Origin of the sequence: Paracoccus sp. 08 (genome assembly GCF_024105395.1) — a bacterium.
Taxonomy (GTDB): domain Bacteria; phylum Pseudomonadota; class Alphaproteobacteria; order Rhodobacterales; family Rhodobacteraceae; genus Paracoccus; species Paracoccus marcusii.
The window spans coordinates 55,870-80,222 of the sequence record NZ_WEKR01000003.1 but is presented as its reverse complement, the minus strand read 5'-3'; the positions used below and the strand labels follow the sequence as shown (position 1 = coordinate 80,222).

General features: G+C 68.0%; 23 protein-coding genes. 12 read left to right on the top strand and 11 right to left on the bottom strand.

Annotated features, from left to right (window positions below; translation table 11 throughout):
- Nucleotides 1-18: 18 nt before the first annotated feature.
- The 3 genes from GBO37_RS01450 to fdnG are packed head-to-tail and all read right to left on the bottom strand — an operon-like array spanning nucleotide 19 to nucleotide 4,780.
- Nucleotides 19-708 carry a formate dehydrogenase subunit gamma gene (locus GBO37_RS01450; RefSeq protein ID WP_045983439.1) on the bottom strand — a complete coding sequence of 230 codons (690 nt, stop codon included), beginning with the start codon at nucleotides 706-708 and terminating at the stop codon, nucleotides 19-21.
- The gene (gene fdxH / locus GBO37_RS01445) at nucleotides 708-1,703 is read right to left on the bottom strand and encodes a formate dehydrogenase subunit beta (RefSeq protein ID WP_305884475.1); all 996 of its coding nucleotides are present in this window, start codon (nucleotides 1,701-1,703) and stop codon (nucleotides 708-710) included. The genes GBO37_RS01450 and fdxH overlap by 1 nt, the downstream gene beginning before the upstream one ends.
- A complete protein-coding gene (gene fdnG, locus GBO37_RS01440; protein WP_252926677.1) occupies nucleotides 1,700-4,780 on the bottom strand; it encodes a formate dehydrogenase-N subunit alpha in 3,081 nt (1,026 codons plus the stop codon). Before fdnG ends, fdxH begins: the two co-directional genes overlap by 4 nt.
- 250 nt (nucleotides 4,781-5,030) lie before the next feature.
- Here fdnG and GBO37_RS01435 point away from each other — a divergent pair, with 250 nt between their 5' ends.
- Genes GBO37_RS01435 through GBO37_RS01425 form a run of 3 tightly spaced genes read left to right on the top strand, consistent with a single transcriptional unit; the run spans nucleotide 5,031 to nucleotide 8,058 of the window.
- Nucleotides 5,031-5,894, top strand: a complete 864-nt coding sequence (locus GBO37_RS01435) for a putative selenate ABC transporter substrate-binding protein (protein ID WP_148910999.1) — start codon at nucleotides 5,031-5,033, stop codon at nucleotides 5,892-5,894.
- A gap of 3 nt (nucleotides 5,895-5,897) precedes the next feature.
- Nucleotides 5,898-6,554, top strand: coding sequence for a phosphonate ABC transporter ATP-binding protein (locus GBO37_RS01430; RefSeq protein ID WP_252926675.1), 657 nt, complete (start codon nucleotides 5,898-5,900; stop codon nucleotides 6,552-6,554).
- Nucleotides 6,547-8,058 carry an ABC transporter permease gene (locus GBO37_RS01425; protein ID WP_252926674.1) on the top strand — a complete coding sequence of 504 codons (1,512 nt, stop codon included), beginning with the start codon at nucleotides 6,547-6,549 and terminating at the stop codon, nucleotides 8,056-8,058. The genes GBO37_RS01430 and GBO37_RS01425 overlap by 8 nt, the downstream gene beginning before the upstream one ends.
- Here the strand turns inward: GBO37_RS01425 and GBO37_RS01420 are convergent.
- Nucleotides 8,055-8,663 carry an acyl-homoserine-lactone synthase gene (locus GBO37_RS01420; protein WP_164871481.1) on the bottom strand — a complete coding sequence of 203 codons (609 nt, stop codon included), beginning with the start codon at nucleotides 8,661-8,663 and terminating at the stop codon, nucleotides 8,055-8,057. The genes GBO37_RS01425 and GBO37_RS01420 overlap by 4 nt on opposite strands.
- 11 nt (nucleotides 8,664-8,674) lie before the next feature.
- The gene (locus GBO37_RS01415; protein ID WP_139085354.1) at nucleotides 8,675-8,884 is read right to left on the bottom strand and encodes a hypothetical protein; all 210 of its coding nucleotides are present in this window, start codon (nucleotides 8,882-8,884) and stop codon (nucleotides 8,675-8,677) included.
- Between the two features lie 135 nt (nucleotides 8,885-9,019).
- Between GBO37_RS01415 and GBO37_RS01410 the strand changes: the two genes are divergently transcribed.
- The gene (locus GBO37_RS01410; RefSeq protein ID WP_252926672.1) at nucleotides 9,020-9,637 is read left to right on the top strand and encodes a LuxR family transcriptional regulator; all 618 of its coding nucleotides are present in this window, start codon (nucleotides 9,020-9,022) and stop codon (nucleotides 9,635-9,637) included.
- 3 nt (nucleotides 9,638-9,640) lie between these two features.
- On the opposite strand, the gene xylB is transcribed toward GBO37_RS01410, so the two are convergent.
- Nucleotides 9,641-11,089, bottom strand: a complete 1,449-nt coding sequence (xylB, locus tag GBO37_RS01405) for a xylulokinase (protein WP_252926669.1) — start codon at nucleotides 11,087-11,089, stop codon at nucleotides 9,641-9,643.
- Nucleotides 11,090-11,206: 117 nt separating this feature from the next.
- Between xylB and GBO37_RS01400 the strand changes: the two genes are divergently transcribed.
- Nucleotides 11,207-12,130, top strand: a complete 924-nt coding sequence (locus GBO37_RS01400; protein ID WP_252926667.1) for an ornithine cyclodeaminase family protein — start codon at nucleotides 11,207-11,209, stop codon at nucleotides 12,128-12,130.
- Here GBO37_RS01400 and fahA read toward each other — a convergent pair.
- A complete protein-coding gene (gene fahA / locus GBO37_RS01395; protein ID WP_252926666.1) occupies nucleotides 12,127-13,344 on the bottom strand; it encodes a fumarylacetoacetase in 1,218 nt (405 codons plus the stop codon). The genes GBO37_RS01400 and fahA overlap by 4 nt on opposite strands.
- Nucleotides 13,341-14,702: a homogentisate 1,2-dioxygenase gene (gene hmgA, locus GBO37_RS01390; RefSeq protein ID WP_127899482.1), complete on the bottom strand. Its 1,362-nt coding sequence runs from the start codon at nucleotides 14,700-14,702 to the stop codon at nucleotides 13,341-13,343. The genes fahA and hmgA overlap by 4 nt, the downstream gene beginning before the upstream one ends.
- Nucleotides 14,703-14,798: 96 nt before the next feature.
- Here hmgA and GBO37_RS01385 point away from each other — a divergent pair, with 96 nt between their 5' ends.
- Nucleotides 14,799-15,326: a GNAT family N-acetyltransferase gene (locus GBO37_RS01385; protein ID WP_244297768.1), complete on the top strand. Its 528-nt coding sequence runs from the start codon at nucleotides 14,799-14,801 to the stop codon at nucleotides 15,324-15,326.
- Nucleotides 15,327-15,378: 52 nt separating this feature from the next.
- Here the strand turns inward: GBO37_RS01385 and GBO37_RS01380 are convergent, their stop codons facing one another.
- Nucleotides 15,379-15,822 (bottom strand): Lrp/AsnC family transcriptional regulator, encoded by a 444-nt coding sequence (locus GBO37_RS01380; protein ID WP_240542565.1) that lies wholly within the window; start codon nucleotides 15,820-15,822, stop codon nucleotides 15,379-15,381.
- A gap of 103 nt (nucleotides 15,823-15,925) precedes the next feature.
- Here GBO37_RS01380 and GBO37_RS01375 point away from each other — a divergent pair, with 103 nt between their 5' ends.
- Nucleotides 15,926-16,504 carry a LysE family translocator gene (locus tag GBO37_RS01375; protein WP_252926665.1) on the top strand — a complete coding sequence of 193 codons (579 nt, stop codon included), beginning with the start codon at nucleotides 15,926-15,928 and terminating at the stop codon, nucleotides 16,502-16,504.
- A gap of 47 nt (nucleotides 16,505-16,551) precedes the next feature.
- On the opposite strand, the gene GBO37_RS01370 is transcribed toward GBO37_RS01375, so the two are convergent.
- Nucleotides 16,552-17,331, bottom strand: coding sequence for a DUF4394 domain-containing protein (locus GBO37_RS01370; protein ID WP_045983425.1), 780 nt, complete (start codon nucleotides 17,329-17,331; stop codon nucleotides 16,552-16,554).
- Between the two features lie 199 nt (nucleotides 17,332-17,530).
- Here GBO37_RS01370 and GBO37_RS01365 point away from each other — a divergent pair, with 199 nt between their 5' ends.
- The 5 genes from GBO37_RS01365 to GBO37_RS01345 all read left to right on the top strand — a co-directional run bounded on the left by GBO37_RS01365 (nucleotide 17,531) and on the right by GBO37_RS01345 (nucleotide 22,160).
- Nucleotides 17,531-18,094, top strand: coding sequence for a sigma-70 family RNA polymerase sigma factor (locus GBO37_RS01365; protein WP_252926664.1), 564 nt, complete (start codon nucleotides 17,531-17,533; stop codon nucleotides 18,092-18,094).
- Entirely contained in the window at nucleotides 18,091-18,828 is a 738-nt protein-coding gene (locus GBO37_RS01360; protein WP_252926663.1) for an anti-sigma factor domain-containing protein, read from the top strand. Before GBO37_RS01365 ends, GBO37_RS01360 begins: the two co-directional genes overlap by 4 nt.
- Nucleotides 18,829-18,892: 64 nt before the next feature.
- Nucleotides 18,893-20,332: a dihydrolipoyl dehydrogenase gene (locus GBO37_RS01355; protein WP_252926662.1), complete on the top strand. Its 1,440-nt coding sequence runs from the start codon at nucleotides 18,893-18,895 to the stop codon at nucleotides 20,330-20,332.
- A 9-nt stretch (nucleotides 20,333-20,341) separates the two neighbouring features.
- Nucleotides 20,342-21,115, top strand: coding sequence for a hypothetical protein (locus GBO37_RS01350; RefSeq protein WP_252926661.1), 774 nt, complete (start codon nucleotides 20,342-20,344; stop codon nucleotides 21,113-21,115).
- A gap of 52 nt (nucleotides 21,116-21,167) precedes the next feature.
- Nucleotides 21,168-22,160: an aldose epimerase family protein gene (locus GBO37_RS01345; RefSeq protein WP_252926660.1), complete on the top strand. Its 993-nt coding sequence runs from the start codon at nucleotides 21,168-21,170 to the stop codon at nucleotides 22,158-22,160.
- On the opposite strand, the gene GBO37_RS01340 is transcribed toward GBO37_RS01345, so the two are convergent.
- Nucleotides 22,157-24,352 (bottom strand): glycoside hydrolase family 2 protein, encoded by a 2,196-nt coding sequence (locus GBO37_RS01340; RefSeq protein WP_252926659.1) that lies wholly within the window; start codon nucleotides 24,350-24,352, stop codon nucleotides 22,157-22,159. The two genes, GBO37_RS01345 and GBO37_RS01340, sit on opposite strands and share 4 nt — an antisense overlap.
- Between the last annotated feature and the right edge of the window lies 1 nt (nucleotide 24,353).

Sequence of the window (24,353 nt, the reverse complement as noted above, 5' to 3'; positions counted from 1 at the left end):
GTGATGGTGGCCGGCAGATTACTCTGCCGGGCCCTTGTTGTCGCGGCTGGCGATCTCTCGCAGCCATTTGCGGTGGTGGCGCCAGGCCCATCCGCCGGTGACCGTTCCCCGGGTCATCGCGCGCAGCGTGCCCCGCGTCCAGATCGCGGCATAGACGTGCATGATGAACACCAGGATGATCGCGACCGCGGACAGCGCATGCACCAGGACCGCGATGCGGCGCAGCGGCACGCTGACCAGATGGCCGGCCACCTGCTGCCAGATCATCACGCCGGTGACGATCAGCACGATGATCAGGGCGGACATGCCCCAGAAGACGAACTTCTGGCCCGCGTTGTACTTGCCCAGTTCGGGCAGGTTCTCCTCGCGGCCTTTCACCACGTCGCCGATCTGGGCGACCCAGGTCGTGTCCTCGGGCTTGGGCATGTTCAGGCGCCACAGCTGGATGAACATCAGCGCGAAGCTGAGGAACAGCACCACGCCGATGATCGGGTGGATCCAGCGTGTAGTCTGCCCGCCACCGAACAGCCCGGTCAGGAAGTACAGCGACGGGTCGAACAGCGCCAGGCCGGACAGCGCCAGCGCGATCAGGCTGAACGCGGTCACCCAGTGGTTCGCGCGGGTGAACCCGCGATAGCGGCTGACCTCGACCGGCTGGATGCTTTCCAGCCGGTCACCCCGTTCCGAGTAGTACGGACGATGCGCCATCAGACGTGCCCCCCGCCGGTCGGACCGCCGTCGGGGTCTTCGCCCTTGACCAGCTTGTCGGCGGCCTCGATGTCATGCTCCTCGACCTCGTTGCCGCGGGCGAACAGACCGTGCAGCGTGGCACCCACCGCGGCCAGACCGATGGCCGCCAGGCCCGCGGTCTTGGTCACGCCCTTCCAACCCTCGACCACCGGAGAGATCCGGGGATTTTCGGGCAGGTCGTTGTAGATGCCGGGCTTGTCCGCGTGATGCAGCACGTACATCACGTGGGTGCCGCCCACGCCGGCCGGATCGTACAGGCCCGCGTTTTCATAGCCGCGCGATTTCAGGTCCTCGATCCGGGTCTCGGCATGCGCCTGCATGTCGGCCTTGGTGCCGAAGACGATGGCCTGCGTGGGGCAGGCCTTGGCACAGGCGGGACCTTGGCCCACGGCCACGCGATCCGAACACAAGGTGCACTTGTAGCTCTTGTGGTCGGTCTGGCTGATGCGCGGGATGTCGAAGGGACAGCCGGTGACGCAATAGCCGCAGCCGATGCAGTTGTCGTGGATGAAATCCACGATTCCGTTGGAATACTGCACGATGGCACCCGGCGCCGGGCAGGCCTTGAGGCAGCCCGGATCCTCGCAATGCATGCAGCCGTCCTTGCGGATCAGCCATTCCAGCTCGTTGGTCGCCGGGTTCTCCCATTCCGCGAAACGCATCAGGGTGAACATGTCGGGGGTCAGGTCGTGGGGGTTCTCATAGACCCCCACGTTCTCTCCCACCGCCGGGGTCGTGTCGTTCCATTCCACGCAGGCGGACTGGCAGGCCTTGCAGCCGATGCACTTGGACACATCGATCAGCTTGGCCAGCTTTTCCAGCTGGCGGTCCGGTTGCGGCACGTTCCGCGTGGCCGAGATGCGCACGACGTCGCGCGCATCGAAATAGGCCTCGGTCGGTTGCACGGGCGGGTTCGACGCCGCCGTGGTCGGGCTGTTTGCCATGTCGTTCATGCCACCGGCTCCTCGGTTGCGGGTTCGATGTTGACCAGGAACGCCTTGAATTCAGGCGTGTCCGTGTTCGCATCCCCGATGAACGGCGTCAGGCTGTTCGGCCCCCAACCCTTCTTGGCGGCCCCCATGAAGCCCCAGTGCAGCGGAATGCCCACCACATGGACGGGCTTGCCGTCACAGATCAGCGGCTGCAGGCGACGGGTGACCACCGCCTTGGCCCAGACCTGTCCGCGCTTGCCAAAGACGCGCACGCGGCTGCCGTTGGTGATGCCGCGCTCCTCGGCCAGCTGGACGCTGATCTCCACGAAGAACTCGGGCTGCAACGCGGCGTTCACCCGGTTGTGCTTGGTCCAGTAGTGGAAATGCTCGGTCAGGCGATAGGAGGTCGCGACGAACGGAAACTCGTCGCTGGTCCCAAGCCGGGCCACGTCGCTTTCGAAGACACGCGCCACCGGGTTCCCGCGCATCCGCGCGTTGAACACGTTGGCCATCGGGCTTTCGAACGGCTCCATATGCGTCGGGAAGGGCCCGTCGCGCATCATGCCCCGGCTGAACAGGCGCGAGACGCCCTCCTGGTTCATGATGAAGGGTCCGACCGTCGACGGGTCCGCCGTCGGCGCGATGTCGGGCACGTCGTAGCCGCCCCATTTCGCCCCGTCCCACTGGATCAGCGGGCGCGTGGCATCCCAAGGCTGGCCCGCCATGTCGGCCGAGGCGCGGTTGTACAGCACGCGACGGTTGGCCGGCCAGGCAAAGGCCCAGTTCAGGAACATGCCGGTCTCGTCGGGATCGGAATTGTCCCGCCGTGCCATCATGTTGCCGTCCTCGGTCCAGCTGCCGGCATAGATCCAGCAGCCCGCCATGGTCGTCCCGTCATCGCGAAGCTGTCCGAAGCCGGACACCTGCTGACCGGCCTGCAGGATCTGCGCGCCCGTGGCCGGGTCCGTCACCGGAGCCAGCGCGCGCCCGTTCATCTCGCGGGCCAGCTCCTCGGGCGTGGGCTCGCCCGGATCGGCATAGTCCCAGGCCAGGTTCACGATCGGATCGGGGAAGGCGCCGCCTTCGGCCCGATACAGGTCGCGCACCCGCGTCCAGATCTGCGCCATGATCCAGGTGTCGTGCTTGGCCTCGCCCGGCGGCGTCGCGCCCGGCCAGTGCCATTGCAGCCAGCGGCCCGAATTGACCAGCGCGCCCTCATCCTCGGCAAAGCAGGTCGTGGGCAGTTCCAGCACTTCGGTCTGGATGCTGGCCGTGTCGACCTCGTTATGCGCGCCGTGGTTCTCCCAGAAATGCGAGGTCTCGGTGGACAGGGGGTCCATCACGACCAGCATCTTCAGCTTGGACAGGCCCGCCGTCACCTTGCCGCGGTCCGGGATGGACAGCATCGGGTTGAAGCCCTGGCAGAAGTACAGGTTCACCCGGTCGTTGTTCATCAGTTCGAACATGCGCAGGATGTCATAGGCCGGAACGTCCAGCTTGGGCAGGTATTCGTATGCCCAGTCATTCTCGGCCGTGGCGGCATCGCCCCACATCGCCTTGAGGAAGCTGACCATGAACTTGGGATAGTTCTGCCAATAGCTGGTCTGACCCGGCTGCAGCGGCGTGAACTCGCGCGTGGACAGATAGGTCTGCCAGTCGACCTCCTTCTCGGTCGGGATGTTCAGGTATCCCGGGATCAGGTTCGACATCAGGCCGATATCGGTCAGGCCCTGGATGTTGGAGTGACCGCGCAGCGCGTTCATCCCGCCACCGCGGACACCGATATTGCCCAGGATCAGCTGCAGCATCGCCATGCCGCGGATGTTCTGGGCGCCCTTGGAATGCTGGGTCCAGCCAAGCGCGTACATGGACGTCATCGTCCGGTCCACGGCGGAGCATTCGCCGATCATCCCGCAGATATCCAGGAACTTGTCACGCGGCGTGCCGGTGATGTTCTCCACGAATTCCGGCGTGTAGACGTCGACATGCTGCTTGAGCATGTTCCAGACGCAGCGCGGGTCCTGCAGCGTGGGATCGGTCAGCGCAAAGCCGTCCTCGCCTATCTGATAGTCCCAGCTCTCCTTGTTGAAGTCGCGCTTTTCCTCGTCATAGCCGATAAACAGGCCGTCGGACCAGCCGAAGTCCTCGCGCACCAGGAAGGACGCGTTGGTATAGTTGCGGACATAGTCCCACTGGACCTTGTCGTTCTCGATGCACCAGCGGATCACCCCCATCAGGAAGGCGATGTCGGTGCCCGGACGGATCGGCGCATAGTAGTCCGCGACCGATGCGGTGCGGGTATAACGCGGGTCGACCACGATCAGCTTGGCGCCGCGATGCGCCTTGGCCTCGGTCACCCACTTGAAACCACACGGATGCGCCTCGGCGGCGTTGCCGCCCATGACGATCGCCAGGTCGGTGTTCTTGATGTCAGTCCATGGATTGGTCATCGCTCCACGGCCGAATGTCGGGCCCAAACTGGACACCGTAGGGCCGTGTCAGACGCGTGCCTGGTTGTCGAATCCCACAATCCCCATGGACCGGACCGTCTTGTAGGTCAGCCATGCGGTTTCGTTGGTCGTGGCCGACGCCGCCAGGAATCCCGTCGTCGTCCAGCGGTTGACGGGGGTGCCGTCATCGTTGGTGGCGATGAAGTTCGCGTCCCGATCATCCTTGAGGGCGCGGGCGATCTTGTCCAGCGCCTCCTCCCAGGTGATCTCCTCGAAGCGGTCCGATCCCGGACGGCGCAGGCGGGGCTGCGTCAGGCGCGTGGGCGCATGGACGAAGTCCTTCAGCGCGGCGCCCTTGGGGCACAGCGTTCCGCGGTTCGTGGGGTGATCGGCATCGCCCTCGATATGCATCAGCTCGGCGGTTTCGCCGGCCTTCACGTCCCCGCGCGAATACATGATGATCCCGCAGGCGACCGAGCAATAGGGACAGGTGTTGCGTGTTTCCGTGGTCGTGGCCAGCTTGAACGCGCGCACATGCGCCGCCTCCGCTGCCTCGGCCCCGCCGAAGCCCATGGCTCCAAGCGACGTTGCCGCAACCCCCGCACCCGCTAGCCGTAAAAAGCCGCGACGCGAAAGGTCGATATTCATGGGACCCTCCCTCTGCCTGTCAAATTCGATAGGTACATCCCAATTCTCTGCCGCGGCCCCGGCCAAGTCAAGGCACGAAGCCTTGCGCGCGACCGAACGGACGGTCTAGAACAGGGCATCAAGCCGATGCGCCGGGGGCGTTCGGGCCGCGTGGCTCCGCCGGAAACGGGGGCTTGGCACATCGGCGCGAGACCCCGCGTTCAGCGGGGTCCGCCGATCCCAGCCCTCACACCCTGACCGGAGCCATCCCATGCCCCTGATGTCACGCCTGCTGGCCACCGTCCTGGCCACCGCCCTGCCGCTTTCCGCCGCGGCCCAGGAAACGCTGTATTTCTCGGCCATTCCCGACGAGGACGAGACCCGCCTGGTCGAACGCTTCACCGCCGTCGCCGACTATCTGTCGGAGGAGCTGGGCGTGCCGGTCGAGTTCGTTCCGGTGAAATCCTATCCCGCCGCGGTCACCGCCTTCCGCAACGACCAGGTCCAGCTGGCCTGGTTCGGGGGCCTGTCGGGCGTGCAGGCGCGGCTGCTGGTCGACGGGGCCCGCGCCATCGCGCAGGGCGACGAGGATACCAGTTTCGTCAGCTACTTCATCGCCCATACCGACACCGGCCTGACCGAGTCCGAGGATTTCCCCGAAGCCGCGCGCGGCATGTCCTTCACCTTCGGCGCCAAGACCTCGACCTCCGGGCGCTTGATGCCGGAATACGCGATCCGCGAGAATACCGGCGAGGCGCCGGAGGAGTTCTTTGACCGCGTGGGCTTCTCGGGCGATCACAGCCAGACCCTGCGGCTGGTCGCCTCCGGCGCCTGGCAGGTCGGCGCGCTGAATTATGCCGTTTACGATCAGGCGGTTGCCGATAACGCGCCCGAGGTCGAGACGGCCAAGGTCATCTGGAAGACGCCGCCCTATCCCGACTACAACTGGACCATCCGCGGCGACGTGGACGCCCGGTGGGGCGAGGGCTTCGCCGACAAGGTCCAAGCCGCGCTGGTCGGCATGGACGACCCGGACCTGCTGGCGGCGTTCCCGCGCAACGCCTTCATCCCCGCCGCGAACGAGGACTATGCCCCCATCGAACAGGTCGCCCGCGATCTGGACCTGCTGGAGTAATCCTTGCAACTGCTGGACGGGGTCGATCTGGGCTATGGCGGCACGCCCGTCCTGGCCGGGGTGCGACTGCATGTCGCGCCGGGCGAACGGGTCGCCCTGCTGGGACGCAGCGGTTCGGGCAAGTCGACGCTCCTCTCCGCCCTGCACGGGGCGGCGGCGGGGCGGGGAATGCGAATCGCGCTGGTCCCGCAGGACGCGGCGCTGGTCCCCCAGCTGTCGGCCCTGCGCAACGTGCTGATGGGGCGGCTGGACGATCACGGTGCCTGGCGCAACCTGCGCACGCKGGTCCGTCCAGCCTCCCCCGACCGCGCCGCCGCCCTGGCCGATCTGGACCGCGTGGGTCTGACGCCCCAGGCCGATGCCCGCGTGGAATCCCTGTCCGGCGGGCAGAAGCAGCGCGTGGCCCTGGCCCGTGCGCTGCATCGCGGCGGCGACCTGATCCTGGGGGACGAGCCGCTGTCGGCCGTCGATCCGCGCCACGCGCAGGAGCTGGCCGCGCTGCTGCGCGCGGCCTTCCCGACCGCGATCCTGGCGCTGCATGACGTGGCCGTCGCGCGGGCCTTTGCCACGCGGGTCATCGGGCTGAAGCAGGGCGTCTTTCTATTCGACCTGCCGGTGGACCAACTGGATGCCTCACGGATCGAGGCCCTTTATGGCTAGCCTGTCGCGCCTTGGCGTGGTGGCGGGATTTCTGGCCGTGGCCGCCCTGTGCCTTCCGCTGGCCGACCTGACGGTGGCGGGCCACGATCCCTGGGCCGCGCTGGCCCGGATGGGCCGCGGCTTCCTGGCGCCCGATTTCGGCGCCATCGAACAAATCGCCCGCGCCGTCGCGCTGACCGTGGCCTTTGCAGTCGCTGGCGTGACCCTGGGGGGCGTGGCGGGGCTGATCCTGGCGCCCTTCTATCGGCTGCGCGCGGTGCGGGGCCTGGCCATCGCCCTGCGCTCGGTCCACGAGCTGTTCTGGGCGCTGCTCTTGCTGCAGGTCTTCGGGATCAGCGTCTGGTCGGGGGTGCTGGCCATCGCGCTGCCCTATGCCGGGATCTTCGCCAAGGTCCTGTCCGAGATCCTCGACGAATCCGACCGCCGCCCCGACCGCTGGCTGGGCCCGTCAGTCGATCCGCTGACGCGGTTCCTCTGGGCGCGCGCGCCGCTGGCGTGGCCGCAGATGGCGACCTATGCGCTCTACCGGCTGGAATGCGGGCTGCGGTCGTCGGCGGTGCTGGGCTTCATCGGGCTGCCGACGCTCGGCTTTCAGCTGGACACGTTCTTCCGGCAGGGGGAATACGGCGCGGCGGGGGCGGTCATGGCGATCTACATCACGCTGATCGCGACCGTCCGGCTGTGGATGAGGCCCCGGCTGCTGCTGGGCTGGCTGATCTTCGCCGCGGTGATGCTGGCCACCGTGCGCACGCCGCCGATGGGGCAGGGCGCGCTGTGGCGGTTCCTCAGCCAGGACATCATCCCCGCCCCCCTGCGCCAGGGTGACCCCGCGGCCCTGCTGCCCTGGCTGTGGGAGCTGACGAGCACCGCGATCCTGCCCGGCCTGGCCGCGACGCTGATCGTGGCACAGCTGGCGCTGGTGCTGGCAGGGGCCGTGGCCTTTGTCGCGCAGGCCGCGATCGTGCCCCGCGTGACGGGGCGCATCGGCGCGGGCCTGGGGCATCTGGTGCTGGTGATCCTGCGGTCCTTTCCCGAATACATGCTGGCCTATCTGTTCCTGCAGGTCTGGGGGCCATCCATGCTGCCCGCGATCCTGGCGCTTGGGCTGCATAACGGGGCGATCATCGGGCATCTTCTGGGCCGTCAGGCGACCGGGCTGACCCTGCGCGCGGACGCGCCCCGCGGCCTGACCCTGTGGGGCTGGGAGATCGTGCCACGCCTGTTCGGACCCTTCGTGGCCCTGTGCCTCTACCGGTGGGAGATCATCATCCGGGAATCGGCGATCATGGGCATCCTGGGCATCGCGACCCTGGGGTTCTACCTGGACGACGCCATCGGAGAGCTGCGCATCGACCGCGCAGTCGTCATCCTGGCCGCGACCGGGCTGGTCACGGTCGGCATCGACGCGCTGTCGCGCGCCATCCGCGCCCGCCTTGGCGCGGGCGATCTGCATGTCGGGGACGCGCGGCCGGGGGCGGTGCCCGGCCAGGTGACCAACTGCTAGGCGGCCATCTGCGGCTGGCGCACCGCGCAGGCAAAGGCCAGGAACTTGCCGTCGTCGTTGGATACCAGATCGCCCATCGGACGGGGCGTCCAGCCAAGCCGCGACGCCATGCGCAGGAAGGCCGGCGGCCCCAGGAACAGGCAGTCGGTGGCACCGACGTCGTGCAGGTATTCGTTCGACGCCTCCAGGATCGCCTCGGCCAGGCCCGGTACGGGCAGGGCGGCAAAGCGCGTCAGTTCCCACGCCTGCGGGTCGACGGGGGGTTCGTCATGACACAGGTTGGTGGGCATGCCCGGCAGCAAGCCGCGATGCGCGTCGCGGATCATGTAAGAATAGACCACCTTGCCGCCGCCGAAGGAACAGTCGGTCCGTTTCAGCCGCGCCCCGCCGATCGCGCGCCCGTCGCGATGGGCGATCACGTAGACAGTGTCGAAGGTGTCGTACTGCTCGAACTCGATGCCTTCGGCGTGGTGCAGGGGCCATGCCATGCGATCCACGAAGATCTGCTTGCGCAGCTGGAAGAAGCTGGCCACCAGGTCGAACTGGGCCATGTCACGCGGCAGGCGGATCGTGGCGATCTGCACGTCTGTCATCGTCTGTGTCATGTCACGCATCCCTATTGCCGATACCCGTCGGGCAGCTTGGCCAGTCCCAGGAACTGGCGACCGCCGGTCACCTTGTTGGGCAGCCACAGGCCCCAGCTGGTGACCTCGACCGCCAGCACGCCTTCATCGGCATAGGCATCGAAATAAGTCAGCATCGTCTCGACCATGTCGCGGCTGAATTCCGCGGTTGCCAATCTCGGCTCTCTGATTCCCTTAACCACCTTTGTCCTCCATAGCTGACAGGTGTTAACGGCTTGCTACCCATGGCCGGGCTTGTCGCGCGAAAAGCGGACAAGCTGCCTTTTCAGTATGTCCGAAAAGGCATATCCTGCAGGTCGTGAAGCAGGAGAGGTGTGATGCTGAACGATCTGATCCCCAATTTCGACAACGAGATCGCCGAAATGCACGCTCTTGCGCCTTCGGGTTGGATCATGGGGTTCAACCTGACCTACAAGGGCCCCGAACACCTGCACAACGCCTATCCTGATGCCTGGCGGTCCATCTACGAGGATCGGAACTACTTCTTCGGCGATCCCATCGCGATGTGGACGATGACCCATGACGGCGCCGCCCGCTGGTCGGAGGTGCGCATCCCCGACCTGCGCGGGGTCATGCAGGCGGCACGGCGGTTCCGCCTGAACTATGGCGTGGCGATATCGCGCAAGGTGGCAGGCAAGCGGTCGTTCCTGACGCTGTCCCACCCAGACCGCGAATTTTCCGATGACGAGATCGCGCGCTGCCGCGCCAAGTTCAACCTGTGGACCGACCTGGTCCTGAACCGGGCCGCCCTGACACCTGCCGAACTGGACGTGCTGCGCTGCTTCCGCGACGGTCTTGGCCAGATCGAGACCGCGACCCAGCTGTCCATCGCCGAATCCACCGTCAAGCAGCGGGCGATCAAGGCCTGCGGCAAGCTGGGTGCGAAAAGCCGCACCCAGGCCGTGGCCATCGCGGTCGCCCGCAACTATCTGTGACCGCTACTGGATCGCGCGGATCGCCGGATAGGCGGCGCGATAGGCTCGATGCGCAGCGGCGAATGCGTCGCGCAGGCCGGCATCCGGCGCGATCTCGGCGGTGACGCGGGGCGGGGTCATCACCTGCTCGACCGTTCCGGCCCCGGCGGCCACCATGCCAAGCCGTGCGGCGCCCATGGCCGCGCCAAAGTCGCCGTCCTCGGGCAGGGTCAGGGTCACGTCCAGCGCGGTCGCGATCACTTCCAGCCAATAGCGTGACCGCGCCCCGCCGCCGATGGCCATCAGCCGCGTCGGACGCGCGCCTGTCGATTGCAGCGCCAGCAGGCTGTCGGCCAGCCCGAAGGCCACCCCCTCCAGCACCGCGCGGGTCAGGTCGTTGCGGTCGGTCGCGGCCGCCAGCCCGGTCAGGCTGCCGCGGATCGCGGGGTCGTTATGCGGCGTGCGTTCCCCGGACAGATAGGGCAGGAAGCGCACAGGCCCCGGCGCGCGCAGCGGTCCAAGGTCGGCGGTCAGTTGGGCGGGCGTGGCCCCCGTGACGCGGCCCAGCCAGTTCAGGCTGTCGGTCGCGGCCAGCATCACGCCCATCTGGTACCAGCGCCCCGGCACCGCGTGGCAGAAGCTGTGCAGCGCCGTGTCAGGCGCGGGGGCATAGCCGTCGCGCGCCGCCAGCAGCACCCCCGATGTGCCAAGCGACACGAAGCCCGCACCTTCGGCCATGGCGCCGATCCCGCAGGCGGCGGCGGCATTGTCCCCCGCACCCCCGGCGACCGTCACTGGCCCGGACAGGCCCCATTCGGCGGCCAGATCGGCACGCAGCCGACCGGCGGGGGCCGACCCTTCGACCAGGCGGGGCATCTGCGCGCGGGTCATTCCTGTCGCTGCCAGCAGGTCGTCCGACCAGTCGCGCGCCCCGGTGTCCAGCCAGGACGTCCCCGATGCGTCGGACAGATCGCCAACCGCCTCTCCGGTCAGCCACAGGTTCAGATAGGCGGCCGGCAGCAGCACCCGCGCGGCTTGGGCGAACAGGTCCGGCTCATGCGCGGCCATCCAGGCCAGCTTTGGCGCGGTGAAGCCGGGGAAGACGATGTTGCCGGTCAGCGTGCGAAACCGCGGATCGGCGTCCAGCGCGTCGGCCTCGACATGGCTGCGCGTATCGTTCCACAGGATGGCGGGGCGCAGCACGCGGTCCTGCGCATCCAGCACGCAGGCGCCGTGCATGTGCCCCGCGACGCCGATGCCGCGAAGGGACGCGAATTGGGGATGCGCCGCGCGCAGATCGGCCACCGCACTTTGCAGCGCCGTGATCCAGTCGGCAGGATCCTGTTCGGACCAGCCGGGATGGGGATGGGCCACGTCGTAATGGCGCTCGGTCGAGCCGATCGGCTGTCCCGCATCATCCACCAGCAGCGCGCGCAGCCCCGACGTGCCCAGATCGATCCCCAGAAAGCTCATCCCGCATCCTCCGTGTTGTCCCGCCAGACCTTCAACATGAAAACCGAAATGTCCAGCCGCCGCCTTGCACCCGCGCCCGCTTCGGACAAGGGTCGGGGGAAACGAACGGAGCGTGCCATGACCCCCCGCATCATCGACCGCGACAGCGCCCGCGGGCTGGACTGGCCCGGCGCCATCGACGCGCTGCGCCAGGGGCATCTGGCAGCCGCCGCCGAGGTCCGCGACCTGTTCCTGGGGCCCGGGTCGGGCAGCCTGCTGACGCGGGCGGCCTGGCTGCCCGGCCGGGGCTTCGGCGTCAAGGCGGTGACGGTCTTTGGCGACAACCCGGCCCGCGGCCTGCCGTCGGTGCAGGGTGCGATGCTGGTCTTTGACCCCGAAACCGGCGTGCTGACCGCCGTGATCGATGCCCCGCTGGTCACCCAATACAAGACCTGCGCCGATTCCGTGCTGGGCGCGCAGATCCTGGCCCGGCCGGACAGCCGCCGGTTGCTGATCGTCGGGGCGGGGGTTCTGGCGGGGGGGCTGGTCGCGGCCTATCGCGCAGGCATGCCACATCTGGATCAAGTGCAGGTCTGGGCGCGCCGGCCCGAACAGGCGCGGGCGCTGGCCGAACGCCTGGCGGCAGAGGGTCACGCGGTCACGCCGGTCACCGACCTGGCCGCGGCGGTGGCCCAGGCCGACATCGTGTCCACCGCGACGATGGCGCGCGAACCGGTCCTGCGCGGGGAATGGGTGCGCCCCGGCACCCATGTCGACCTGATCGGCGCCTTTCGCGCCGAGATGCGCGAGGCCGACGACGCGCTGATGACCCGCGCCCGCATCTTTGTCGACAGCCGTGCCACCACCGTCGCCCATATCGGCGAACTGGCGATCCCGATCGCCGCGGGCGTTCTGACGCCGGACGACGTCCTGGGCGATCTGTACGACCTAGTGCCCGGCCGGTGCGGGCGCACGGGCGCGAGCCAGATCACGGTCTTCAAGAACGGCGGCGGCGCGCATCTGGACACGATGATCGCCGCCTGGATCGCCGCCGCGGCCTAGGGCAGGGCGGGCATCACGCGCCCGGTGCAGGGCCCGAACCCCAAGCGATAGCCCGCCCCCTGCGCGTGGGCGAACAGACCCACCTCGTCCCCGTCCTGCAGGAAGGTCCGTGGCTGGCCGTTCACGATTACGGGCTGCTGCCCGTTCCGCGTCATCTCCAGCAGGGCGCCGGTCTGATCAGGGGTGGGACCAGAGATCGTGCCCGATCCCAGCAGGTCGCCCACGTTCATCGGGCAGCCCGAACTGGCGTGATGGGCCAGCGCCTGCGCCTGCGACCAGTGCATCACGGCATAGTTCACGCGTGCCATGACCTGCCCGTTCAGCGTCCAGCCCATCGCCAGGTCATGAAAGCCCGGGCGGCTGTCGCGCAGATGGGGCATGGGGTCCACCGTCCGGGCGGCACCGGCGCGGCGGAACGGCTGCAGCGCGGCGCGGGTCACGATCCACGGGCTGATCGTGGTGGCGAAGGCCTTGCCCTGAAACGGCCCGAGGGGCTGATACTCCCACGACTGGATATCGCGCGCTGACCAGTCGTTCAGCAGGACTTGGCCAAAGATCATGTCCTCGGCCTGATCGACGGTGATGCGGGTGCCAAGGGCGGTGGCCGCCCCCACGATGGCGCCCAGCTCCAGTTCCAGGTCCAGTCGGCGGCTGGCGGTCCATTCCGGACCGGCAGGGCCGGCGACCTGGCCCATCGGGCGATGCACCGGCGTTCCCGACACCACAATCGACGAGGCCCGGCCGTTATAGCCGATGGGCATGTGGTCCCATTGCGGCGGCAGGGCGTTGTCCGGCCCCCGGAACAGGCACCCCACGTTGAACGCGTGGTGGCGCGAGGCATAGAAATCGGTGAACCCCTCGACCCGGATCGGCAGGTGCAGCCGCGCGCCCGCCATCGCCACCAGCGGCAGGTCACGGGGACCGTCGGGGGACAGCAGCGCCGTCAGCCGTGCCCGAGCCGCCGCCCACGCGTCCGGACCGCGGGCGATGAAGTCGTTCATCCGCGGCGCGGCAAAGGTGCCGCCCGCATCCAGCAGTCCCTGCGCCTCGCACGCGGCCAGATCCAGGATGCGGTCGCCGATGGCCACCCCGCAGCGCGGGCCGCGGTCGTCCGAAAACACGCCATAGGGCAGGTTGTTCAGCGGGAAATCGCAATCAGGCCGATTAGCGGACAACACCTGCGACGGCATCAGGCCGGGTTCGGCACCGGTCATTTGACCCCCGGCGTGCCGTCGAACTTCTTCTCCAGCCGGTTCCAGACATCGATGTATTCCGGCTGCATCGGCGCTTCGTGGGCGGCGTATTCGGTCAGATGCTGGGGAAAGCGCGTCTCGAACATGAAGGACATCGTCTCGGCCAGCTTGTGCGGCACCAGGTCGCCGGTCGTCGCCTTGTCAAAGGCCTCGCGGTCGGGGCCGTGGGGCAGCATGCAGTTGTGCAGGCTGATCCCGCCAGGGGCGAACCCCTGAGGCTTGGCGTCATAGATGCCGTGGATGTTGCCCATCAGCTCAGACATGATGTTCTTGTGGTACCAGGGCGGGCGGAACGAATGTTCGGCCACCATCCAGCGGTCGCGGAACAAGACGAAGTCGATGTTCGCCGTCCCGTCCTGTCCGGACGGCGCGGTCAGCACGGTGAAGATCGACGGGTCGGGGTGGTCAAACAGGATCGCACCGACCGGCGAATAGGTCCGCAGATCATATTTGTAGGCGCAATAGTTGCCGTGCCACGCGACCACGTCCAGCGGGCTGTGGTCGATCCATGTCTCATGGAACTGGCCGCACCACTTGATGACCACGCGGGACCGGGCGTCCCGATCCTCGAAGGCCGCGACGGGGGTCTTGAAGTCGCGCGGATTGGCCAGACAGTTCGCGCCGATGGGGCCGCGGTCGGGCAGGTCGAACTTCTGACCATAATTCTCGCAGACGAAGCCACGGGCGGGGCCTTCCAGCACTTCGACCCGATAGACCAGGCCGCGGGGAAGGATCGCGATCTCCTGCGGCTGGACGTCGATGGTGCCCAGTTCGGTACAGAACCGCAGGCGGCCCTGCTGCGGCACCACCAGCAGTTCGCTGTCGGCAGAGAAGAAGTATTCGTCCCGCATCGACGCGGTGACCAGATAGACATGGGTCGCCATGCCGACCTGGATGTTCACGTCGCCCGCGGTCGTCATGGTGCGCATGCCGGTCAGCCAGGTCAGGTCGCCCTGGGGGACCGGGATCGGGTCCCACCGGTACTGGCCCAGGCTGGTCACCCCCGGCAGGACATGCGGCGCGGTCTTCCAATAGGGGAGATCGATCGCCGCGAACCGCCCCGTGTGATGCACGGACGGGCGGATGCGATAGCACCAGGTCCGCTCGTTCTGGCCGCGCGGCGCGGTGAAGGCGGTTCCCGACAGCTGTTCCGCATAAAGGCCATAATTGCAGCGCTGCGGACTGTTCTGGCCTTGGGGCAAGGCATCGGGCAGGGCCTCGGTCTCGAAGTCGTTGCCAAAGCCGGGCAGGTATCCCGGATGGGCACCCGGACCCGCCGGGGCACGGGTCATTCCCGAGGTCTGAACGCTGTCGGTCATCGCGGCACCCAATTTCATTGCATCTGCAACGAATATATCCGGCGGTGCCGCGATCCGTCAAGCGACGCGGCCTTGCACCCGCCGCGAGGTCCGTGAATGCTGATGCCTTGGGAACCGGAGGCCGACATGTCCGACATGCGCATCGCCAAGCTGGGTCCGGGCGACCTGTCCGCCTTCAAGGCCATCCGGCTGGAGTCGTTGCGCCTGGCGCCCACCGCCTTTGCCAATACCGAGGCCGACTGGTCCGGCCTGACCGATGACGAATGGGTCGGCCGGATGACGCATCCCGTCTTTGCCACCTTCCGGGGACAGGACCCGGTCGGGATCATGGGCCTGCTGCCGCAGCGGGGCGAACGGCGATCGCATCGGGCGACGCTGATCATGGTCTATCTGCGCCAGGACCTGCGGGGAACGGGGGCAGCGGATGAGCTGCTGCGCGCTGTCATGGATTTTGCGACCGTCACAGGGCTGCGACAGATCGAGCTGGCGGTGAACCACCACAACACGGCCGCCATCCGGTTCTATCTACGGCATGGCTTTGTCCAGACCGGCCGGATCCCTGCCGCGCTGATCGATGCGGGACAGGAGGTGGACGAATTGCTGATGGTCAGGCGTCCGTCCTGACCGGACGGGCCGCATCCAAGCAGTGAATAACCAGAGTTATGCAACGACTGTCTTACGCCCGGTCGTCCTTTGACGTGCCGACGATGACATGGGTGACGATCGTGGTCAGGTCAGGAAAGCCGCCCAACACCTCGTGGTGAAACTGCTTGTAGCTGGCCAGGTCACGGCATTCGACGCGCAGCAGGTATTCGACCGTGCCGGTGATGTTGTGGCATTCGACGACCTGCGGCGCGGCGGCACAGCGCGCCTCGAACGCCTGTTGGACCCGCGCGGTATGCCGTCCCAGACCCACCAGCACGAAGGCCGCGAAACCGACCTGTCGCGCGGCATCGCCCAGCACGGCGCGATAGCCGGCGATGATGCCCTGCCGCTCCATCGCCTCGACCCGCCGCTGGCAGGTGGAGGCGGACATACCGACCCGTTCGGCCAGGGCCTGATGGGTGATCCGGCCATCCTTTCGCAGGATGCGCAGGATCTTGTCGTCAATCGCGTCCATGATGGGCTTTTCCTGCACAAACGCCGTCATCATCGCGCGGATTGCGGACATCCACCAGCGCCCGCGTGCCAGGATGGGACGAACGCAGGACAGGAGGCGGCGAATGGATGCGCTGATCGGGTTGGTGGGGTTTGCGGCGGTCACGACGATCACGCCGGGGCCGAACAATGCGATGCTGATGGCGTCGGGTGCGACGGTGGGCCTGCGCGGCAGCTGGCGGCACATGGCCGGGATCATGGTGGGCTTTGCGGCGATGGTGCTGGTCCTGGGCGCCGGGCTGGCCCCCGCAGTGCAGGCCCATTCCGGCCTGCGGCGCGTGATGCAGGCCGCGGGGCTGGCCTATGTCCTGTGGCTGGCGTGGAAGATCGCACAGGCCCGCCCGTCGCAGGCCAAGGTCGCCGGACGTCCCGTCGGGCTGTGGCAGGCGGCCGCGTTCCAATGGGTGAACCCCAAGGCCTGGGCGATGGTGCTGGCCGCGCTGGCGACCTATGGCGCGGCGCTTGGCGGTCCGCTGCCGGTGGCCTTGGCATTCGCGGCCGTGGGGCTGCCCTGCCATCTGCCGTGGGTCGTGGCGGGCGCGCGGATCGCACGGATGATCGACGCGCCGGACCGGCTGCGCCTGTTCAACATGGCGATGGCGGGAATCATGGTCCTGTCGATGCTGCCGGTTCTGATCGCCTAGCCGCGGACAGGGGATGCGCCAGGCCGCAGGGGCCCGGCGCGGGGTCGTCACATCGCGGGCAGGACCGCCAGGTCGCGGATCTGGCCATCGGCCGCGATCTCTCCGGCCGCGGTGGCCGCGCCGGTTTCCAGGTCGACGGAATGGATGGTGTTGTTCGTCACCAGCCACGCCATGTTGGCGCCTTCGGCATCGGTCTGGACGTCGAACGCCATCATCTCGCCCGGGTTCTCGACGTTCAGCATGCCGATGGTGGCCAGCGTGCCGTCATTCGGGGCGGTCTGCTGCAGCAATGCACCCAGGCCCGAATCGATGTTGTACATCGCGGTCGCCTCGGGGGTGCCATAGCTGTTGATATAGGCCGCAGCGGCGATCATCGGGCTGGCCTCGGAATTCTCGTCTTCGGCCACCCAGTTCAGGCTGCCGTCGACGGTGACCTCTCCGGTGTCCACGTTCACGCGGTGGTTCGTGGTGCCGGTCATGAAGCGCAGGCGGTCGGCCATCGGGTTGAAGTCGACGATCACGGGCATGTCGCCCACCTCAAGCGGCGTGTCCATGGTGGACAGGTCGGTGGCGGCGCCGGTCGCCGTGTCGATGGTGACGATGCGCATGTCATCCGTCACGCCTACCAGCGTGTTGTTCGACGGGCGCAGGTCGATGCCCAGCAGGCGGTCCACGCCCTCGACATCCATGGTGCCGGTGACTTCCAGCGTCTCGGTGTCGAACATGACCAGGGTGCGGTCGTCGGTCAGGCCGACGCCGGTCGCGGCAGCCGCCGCCGAAATGGACAGCGCAAGAGCAGAGGTTGAGAATGCAGCAATGCGAAACATGGGGATGTTCCTTTCGGTTCAGCTTCTGTCACAGGCGGCGGTCTTCGCCGTCCTTGACCCGATGACGCGGCATCCGCGAAACCGGATGCAAAAATAATTCGACCCCCGCAAATTCGGCGGGCGCGCCGAAAGTGCCCGCGCGCGGTTGCAACCGCCCCCCCGATCGCGGCAGGATGGCCGTGCGACAAGGGGAGGTTTCGTGACCGACGACACAAGACAGCGCAGCCGCCAGCTTGACCGGGCCCTGACCGCCTGTGCCGAAGGCCGCCCCGAGGGCATCGACGCGATCCTGGACATCGAGGGGTCGCAGCTGCTGGGCGTCGCGCGCCGCATCCTGATCCGCCATGACCTGGCCGAGGAGGCGCTGCAGGACGCGATGGTGCTGATCTGGCGCAAGGCCGCCCAGCAGCGCCAGGGAGAGGGCACGGCCCGCGGCTGGATCTATGCGGTGCTGCGCAACCGCTGCCTGACGATCCTGCGCGACGGCAAGCGCCTGTCCAGCCTGTCCCCGGACGAGCTGACGCGCATGCAGGACGCCCGCCAGGACATGTGCCATGACGACGACTGGAAGCTGTTGGCCGGAAAGGGGCGGCTTGGCGAATGCCTGGACGCGCTGGACGATCCGGCGCGGCGCGCGATCCTGCTTGCGCATGTCGCGGGTTACAGCCACGGAGAGATCTCTGCCCGCCAGGGGGTTCCGCTTGGCACCGCGAAATCGTGGATCCGGCGGGGCCTGGCCTCGCTGCGGGAGTGTTTGTCATGAGTTCAGTGTTCCAGGACGACGTGATCGCCTTTGCCGACGACTATGTCATGGGGCTGATGTCGCCGACCGAGGCCGAACTGTTCGAGGCGCTGATCGCCGCCGACCCGGCCCTGGCTGCCCATGTCGCCCGTCTGCGCGAACAGTTGCTGCCGCTGGACCTGTCGGCCGAGGCCCTGGCCCTGCCGCCGGGTTTCGCCGCGCGGCTGCAGGACATCATCGCACGCACGCCGCAGGACGCCGCGCCGAACACGCCCCTGTCCGCGGATCCGACCGTGGCCCCGGTCGCGGCCAACCTGCCCCGCGCGCCGATGCGCTGGCTGGCGGGGCTGGCCGCCTCGCTGGTGCTGGGGTTGGTCCTTGGGTTCGGCGGCGCGATGCAGCGTCCCGCGCCCGCGCCGCAGGTGGTGGCCGTGCTGCTGGACGATCAGGGCCAGCCCCGCGCCATCATCGAGGATTACGGCGACGACACGGCCCAGATCCGCTTCGTCTCCGATGTCGACGTGCCGCAGGGCTTCTCGATCCAGGCCTGGACCCTGCCCTCGCGCGAGATGGGGCCGCAATCCCTGGGCGTGCTGGACGGGCCGCGCGCGACCACGCTGGCGGGTCCGGACCTGCCCGTCCCCGCCGACGCGCAGCTTTACGAAATCACGCTGGAGCCAGAGGGCGGATCGCCCACCGGGCGCCCGACGGGGCCGATCATCGCCAAGGGCCTGGCCGCCGCGCAGAACATCTGACACGGGCAAGGGAACGCGCGGGCGTCTGGTCGGTTGATGGGGACAGCAACCCCTCAAGGTGTCCATGTCCCCCACAACCGACCGCCGCGACCCGGCCGAAACCGACCTGACCTGCGACGTGGCCGTGATCGGCGCGGGCACCGCGGGCATCGCCGCCGAACGCGCCGCGCGCAAGGCGGGGGCCCGGACCCTGCTGATCGACCCCGAGTTTCGCGGAACGCTGTGCGCCAATACCGGCTGCATGCCGTCCAAGCTGTTGATCGCGGCATCCCATGCGGCCCACGCGGCGCGGCGCGCGCCCGTCTTCGGCGTTCATCCGGGTGACCCGGTGATCGACGGACCGGCGGTCATGGCCCGCGTGCGCGCGGAACGCGACCGGTTCGTCGACTTCACCCGTGAAACCTTTGACGACCTGCCCGAAGGCACCGCCGTGCGCGCCCGCGCCCGGTTCATCGGGCCAAGCGAGTTGATGCTGGACGACGGCCGCCGCGTGCAGGCCCGCGCCGTGGTGATCGCCACCGGGTCGCAGGCCCAGATCCCCGAACCCTTCCGCAATCTCGGCCCCCGTATCCTGACGAACGAGACCATCTTCGAGCTGCCCGACCTTCCCGACAGCCTGGCGGTGATCGGCGGTGGGCCGATCGGCCTGGAACTGGCGCAGGCGATGGGTCGCCTTGGCGTGCCGGTCACTTTGTTCGACCAGGGCACCCGGCTTGGCAAGGCCCGCTGCGATGTCGTCCATGACGCGCTGCAGGACGCCATCGCGCGCGACGTGACCCTGTGCCTGGGGGTGGAGACGACAGCCTCGGCCGTTGACGGCGGGATCAAGCTGTCCTGGACGGGCGACGCGGCGGGGGATCAGGTGTTCAGCCACGTGCTGGTCGCCGTCGGCCGTCCGCCCAACCTGAAGGGCCTGGACCTGGATGCATCGGGGCTGGCGCTGGACGATCACGGAACCCCGGTCTTCGACCGCACCACGATGCAATGCGGCGACGCGCCCGTCTTCATGGCGGGCGACGCAAATGCCGATGTGCCCCTGCTGCACGAAGCATCGACCGAGGGTGCCATCGCCGGAACCAATGCCGCGACCTATCCGAAGGTCACCCCGGGAGAGCGCAGCCCGGCATTCGCGCTGACCTTCACCGACCCGCCGCTGGCCTCGGTCGGGACCGGGCCGGGCGACGGGGTCATCAGCGGTCGCAGCGACTATTCCGACCAGGGCCGTGCCCGGACCGAGGCGCGTGCCGAAGGTGCCGTGACCCTTTACGCCGATGCCCAGGGGCGGCTCAGCGGCGCAGATTTGTGCTGTCCGGGCGGCGATCATCTGGCGCATCTTCTGGCATGGTCGGTGCAGTCTGGCGCCACGGCGACGGGGTTGCTGACCATGCCCTTCTACCATCCCACGCTGGAGGAGGGGCTGAAGGCCGCCCTGCGCCAGATCTGCGGCAAGACACGCCAGGCAGAACCCGCCGGGCGCGACTTCGGCACACCCCCCGGCGCATAGGACGCAGTCATGACGGAATCGATCCACGATCTTGGGCAGGGCTTCTGGTCGATCCGGGGCGACCTGCGCATCGGCGGCGTCCTGAACGTCGGCACGCAGGCGTCGCTGGTCCGGCTGCGGACAGGCCGCTTCGTGATGCTGGACAGCTATCCCCTGTCGGGCGCGATCCGCGATACGGTCATGGACCTGACCGATGGCGGCCGCGCGGTTCAGGCGGTTCTGAACCTGCATCCGTTCCACACCCTGCATTGCGCCGCCACCGCCCGCGATTTTCCCGACGCGGCGCTATTCGGGTCTCACCGCCACCGCCTGCGCCACCCGGACCTGAACTGGCGTCCCGAACCCGTCGAATCGCCCGAGGTTCAGGACATGTTCGCGGATGACCTGACGTTCTTGCTTCCCCGCGGGATCGATTATGTCAGCCGGAACGAACGCGTCCATGCCGGATCGCTGCTGGCGTGGCACCCGGCCAGCCGGACGCTGCATGTCGATGACACGATCAACCTGATGCCGGTCCCGCGCCTGCTGCGAGGCGTCTTCCCCAACCCGCGCGTGTTCCTGCACCCGACACTGCCGCAGGCGCTGCTGCCGCAGGCCGGGGCAGTTCGCGACTTTCGTGACTGGCTGCAGGGGCTTGCGGGACTGACGCGCGATCTGCGCTGGCTGTGTGCGGCCCATTCGGGCCTGCGCGAATTCGAACCCGGCCAGTTCAAGGGTGAACTGCTGGCCGCCTTCCGCCGGGTCGAGGACAAGCTGGCAAAGGCCGAGGCGCGTCGCGGGTGATCTTGCCTTCCCCGGCGGGGCGCGGTCTGATCGCGCCCAAAGGGGGGATGCGATGATCGACATGGGACAACTGCCCGACGGGCGCAGGGTGCAGGCCGTTGACCTGCAGGCGGGACGGTTGCGCGCGCGCGTGCTGACGCTTGGCGGCATCGTCCAGGACCTGCGCCTGGACGCGATCGACCATCCGCTGGTTCTGGGACATCCAGACCCCGCGACCTATCTGACGGATCCGTTCCGCCATGTGGGCGCGCTGGTCGGGCGTTATGCCAACCGCATCGCGGGTGCGCGCATCCGCCTGTCGGGCCGGGTTCATGATCTTGACGCGAACGAAGGGCCGAACTGCCTGCATGGCGGCACCGAGGGGGCATCGGTCCGCCTGTGGCGCATCACGCGCGCCGCGCCCGATGCCGTGACCCTGGCCCTCGATTTCACCGACGGAGAGATGGGCTTTCCCGGCGCGATGCAGGCCCTGGCGACCCTGTCGCTTGGCGATCACGACGGCACGGCGTCACTCAGCGTCGCGCTGCAGGCGACGGCCACGCGTCCGACGCCCTGCAACCTAACGCATCACGGCTATTGGACGCTGTCGCCCGATGGGGCCGCGGACCAGATGCTGCAGATCGATGCCGACCGCTATCTGCCTGTGGACGATGCGCTGATCCCCCTGCCCGACGCCCCGGCCCCGGTAACAGGCACGCGGTTCGATTTCCGCACGGCCCGGCCGCTTGGAGATGCGGGGCTGGACCATTGCTGGTGCCTGGCCGACGGGCATGGCCCCTTGCGGCAGGTGGCCAGCCTGACCGCGCCTGACCTGCGCCTGCGGGTGCTGACGACGGCGCCCGGGCTGCAGGTCTATGACGGCGGCCATTTCCCGCAGACGGGCCTTGCCGGCCACCCCGGCCAGACCGCCCGCCCCCAATCCGCCGTCGCGTTCGAGGCGCAGGAATGGCCCGACGCCCCGAACCGCCCCGACTTTCCGCCCACGATCCTGCGTCCCGGCACCGTCTGGCGGACCGAGACGCGCTATCTGCTAGACCGCACCTAGCCGACCGTGACGGTGGCCACGGCCTCCGCAAACTGCGGATGGCGGGCGGTGATGCGGATCGTCCCCGCCTCGCCCGTCAGGCGCAGCAGCATGCCCGTGGTTCCCCCCTGCAGCATCCGCAGGTCAGGCCCGATCAGGCGCGCGGGGCCGTCCACCGTCACCGCGATGCCTGCATCCAGGAAGGGCAGCCGGTTGCCCGCCTGGTCCAGCGCTCGCAGCATCACCCGCAGGTCGATATCCGCATCCGCAGGCAGCGTGTCGCGGTCGGGCGCAATCTGCAGCGTGGTGGGCAGCGGGTCGGCCACATAGTCGCGCAGCGTGACCTGTTCGCCGTTCAGCCAGCCGGTGATGCGGCCCGGATGCCAGCTCATGCCCCACTGGCCCAGCTCCTCGGCGCTGATATGGCGGTGGTCGATGATGACCGGCGGATGCAGCAGATGGGGGAACCGCTCTCGGTCGGGGCCGACGCGGCGGGTGACGCCTGCGCATTCGAATTCGACCTCGTCGCAGTTGGTCAGCACGATCAGCGGCAGGACGCCGCCGATGTTGCGTTCGCCCCGTGCCCAGAAGGTGACCGGCTCCATCACGATGCCTTCCGACGGTGGCTTCTGGCTGGCATAGGCATGGGCCGCGAATTTCGGTTCGCGCCAGATGTCCATGACGCCGTGATGGCAGATGCGGTCGCCCGCGCCGAAATCCTTGTGCGTGTTGTAATCGAACATGCACCATCCGATCGACCCCGCGATGCCCGCATCGCCATGGGCGGCGTTCAGCACCTCCAGGTGACGGATCACGTGCTCCATCTGACGCAGTTCGGGATCCTGCGCCTTGGTCGGGAACATGTGGCCGTTATATTCGGTGACCAGATAGGGCACCGGCTTCTTGATCCCGGTGACCTCGGCCACGGACCGCAGCGCCGTGCGCGGGCGGTTGATCAGCGGCAGTTCGGATTCGTCCAGGATGAAGTCGTTCATCGTATAGACGTCCTCCAGCATCTCGCTGTCGGTGATGCAGCGCACGCCCCCGGTCGCGCGCGTCGGGTCCAGCTCGCGCGCCAGCGCGTTGGTGCGGACATAGAAATCGTGGTTGTCCGGGCTTTCGTTGATGCGAATGCCCCAGATGACGATGCTGGGGTGGTTCCAGTCGCGGGTGATCATCGCGCGGACATTCTCCACGCTGCGATCCTGCCACGCCTGATCGCCGATATGCTGCCAGCCCGGGATCTCCTCGAAGACCAGCAGCCCGATCTCGTCGCAGCGGTCCAGGAACCATGGGCTCTGCGGGTAATGCGAGGTACGCACCATGTTGCAGCCCAGATCGAACCGCACGATCTCGGCGTCGCGTTCTTGCGCATGACGGCCCGCGGCATAGCCCTGATGGGCCCAGCTTTGATGCCGGTTCAACCCGCGCAGCGTCATCGGCTGGCCGTTCAGCACGAACCCCTGCGGCGTCCACTCCGCGGTGCGGAAGCCGAAGCGATGCGTGGTCACGTCACCGCTGTCGGGAAGGGTCAACTCGACCGTGTAAAGCTGCGGGTTCTCGGTGGACCACAGCGACAGGCCGGTCAGGCCCGACAGGGTCAGCTCCCCCTCGCCCTCCACGACGGCAATCTCACGGTCGCCGTCCAGCAGCCGGGCGCGGACCGGGCCGGGGGCGGTGACCTCGGGGCGGATCACGACAGTTTTCGCGTCCGCCAGCGCGTCGGGCGTCAGGATGCGGGCATTGGTCAGGTGCCGTTCGGGCAGCACCATCAGCCAGACATCGCGATAGATGCCCGCATAGGTAAGATAGTCGATCTGCGCGCCGAAGGGCGGGATGGCGGGGTTTTCCGACCCGTCGATCCGCACCGTGACCCGGTTGTCGCCAGGGCGCAGATGGTCGGTCAGGTCGGCCACGAAGGGGGTATAGCCGTCGGGATGGGCCACGACCTGCACGCCGTTCACCCAGACCACGTTATCGGCCATCGCCCCGTCAAAGCGCAACTGCACCCGGCGGCCCGCCCATGCGTCATCCCACGCGATCACGCGCTGATAGGTGAAGGCGCGCTGATAGCAGGTCTCGTCGAAATAGCTCAGCGGCAGGTCAACCGCGTTATGCGGCAGCGTGACCGACGCGCCCGACAGCGGCGCGGCAGGATCGGCCGCGCCTTCGGCAAAGATCCAGCCGGGGTTCAGTTTCTGGACGGTCCGCATG

Excerpts from the sequence above, each read along its gene's own strand:
- GBO37_RS01450 (WP_045983439.1), bottom strand. The coding sequence starts at position 708 with ATGGCGCATCGTCCGTACTACTCGGAACGGGGTGACCGGCTGGAAAGC.
- fdxH (WP_305884475.1), bottom strand. The coding sequence starts at position 1,703 with ATGAACGACATGGCAAACAGCCCGACCACGGCGGCGTCGAACCCGCCC.
- GBO37_RS01435 (WP_148910999.1), top strand. The coding sequence starts at position 5,031 with ATGCCCCTGATGTCACGCCTGCTGGCCACCGTCCTGGCCACCGCCCTG.
- GBO37_RS01425 (WP_252926674.1), top strand. The coding sequence starts at position 6,547 with ATGGCTAGCCTGTCGCGCCTTGGCGTGGTGGCGGGATTTCTGGCCGTG.
- GBO37_RS01420 (WP_164871481.1), bottom strand. The coding sequence starts at position 8,663 with ATGACACAGACGATGACAGACGTGCAGATCGCCACGATCCGCCTGCCG.
- GBO37_RS01410 (WP_252926672.1), top strand. The coding sequence starts at position 9,020 with ATGCTGAACGATCTGATCCCCAATTTCGACAACGAGATCGCCGAAATG.
- xylB (WP_252926669.1), bottom strand. The coding sequence starts at position 11,089 with ATGAGCTTTCTGGGGATCGATCTGGGCACGTCGGGGCTGCGCGCGCTG.
- GBO37_RS01400 (WP_252926667.1), top strand. The coding sequence starts at position 11,207 with ATGACCCCCCGCATCATCGACCGCGACAGCGCCCGCGGGCTGGACTGG.
- fahA (WP_252926666.1), bottom strand. The coding sequence starts at position 13,344 with ATGACCGGTGCCGAACCCGGCCTGATGCCGTCGCAGGTGTTGTCCGCT.
- hmgA (WP_127899482.1), bottom strand. The coding sequence starts at position 14,702 with ATGACCGACAGCGTTCAGACCTCGGGAATGACCCGTGCCCCGGCGGGT.
- GBO37_RS01385 (WP_244297768.1), top strand. The coding sequence starts at position 14,799 with ATGCTGATGCCTTGGGAACCGGAGGCCGACATGTCCGACATGCGCATC.
- GBO37_RS01380 (WP_240542565.1), bottom strand. The coding sequence starts at position 15,822 with ATGGACGCGATTGACGACAAGATCCTGCGCATCCTGCGAAAGGATGGC.
- GBO37_RS01375 (WP_252926665.1), top strand. The coding sequence starts at position 15,926 with ATGGATGCGCTGATCGGGTTGGTGGGGTTTGCGGCGGTCACGACGATC.
- GBO37_RS01370 (WP_045983425.1), bottom strand. The coding sequence starts at position 17,331 with ATGTTTCGCATTGCTGCATTCTCAACCTCTGCTCTTGCGCTGTCCATT.
- GBO37_RS01360 (WP_252926663.1), top strand. The coding sequence starts at position 18,091 with ATGAGTTCAGTGTTCCAGGACGACGTGATCGCCTTTGCCGACGACTAT.
- GBO37_RS01355 (WP_252926662.1), top strand. The coding sequence starts at position 18,893 with ATGTCCCCCACAACCGACCGCCGCGACCCGGCCGAAACCGACCTGACC.
- GBO37_RS01350 (WP_252926661.1), top strand. The coding sequence starts at position 20,342 with ATGACGGAATCGATCCACGATCTTGGGCAGGGCTTCTGGTCGATCCGG.
- GBO37_RS01345 (WP_252926660.1), top strand. The coding sequence starts at position 21,168 with ATGATCGACATGGGACAACTGCCCGACGGGCGCAGGGTGCAGGCCGTT.
- GBO37_RS01340 (WP_252926659.1), bottom strand. The coding sequence starts at position 24,352 with ATGCGGACCGTCCAGAAACTGAACCCCGGCTGGATCTTTGCCGAAGGC.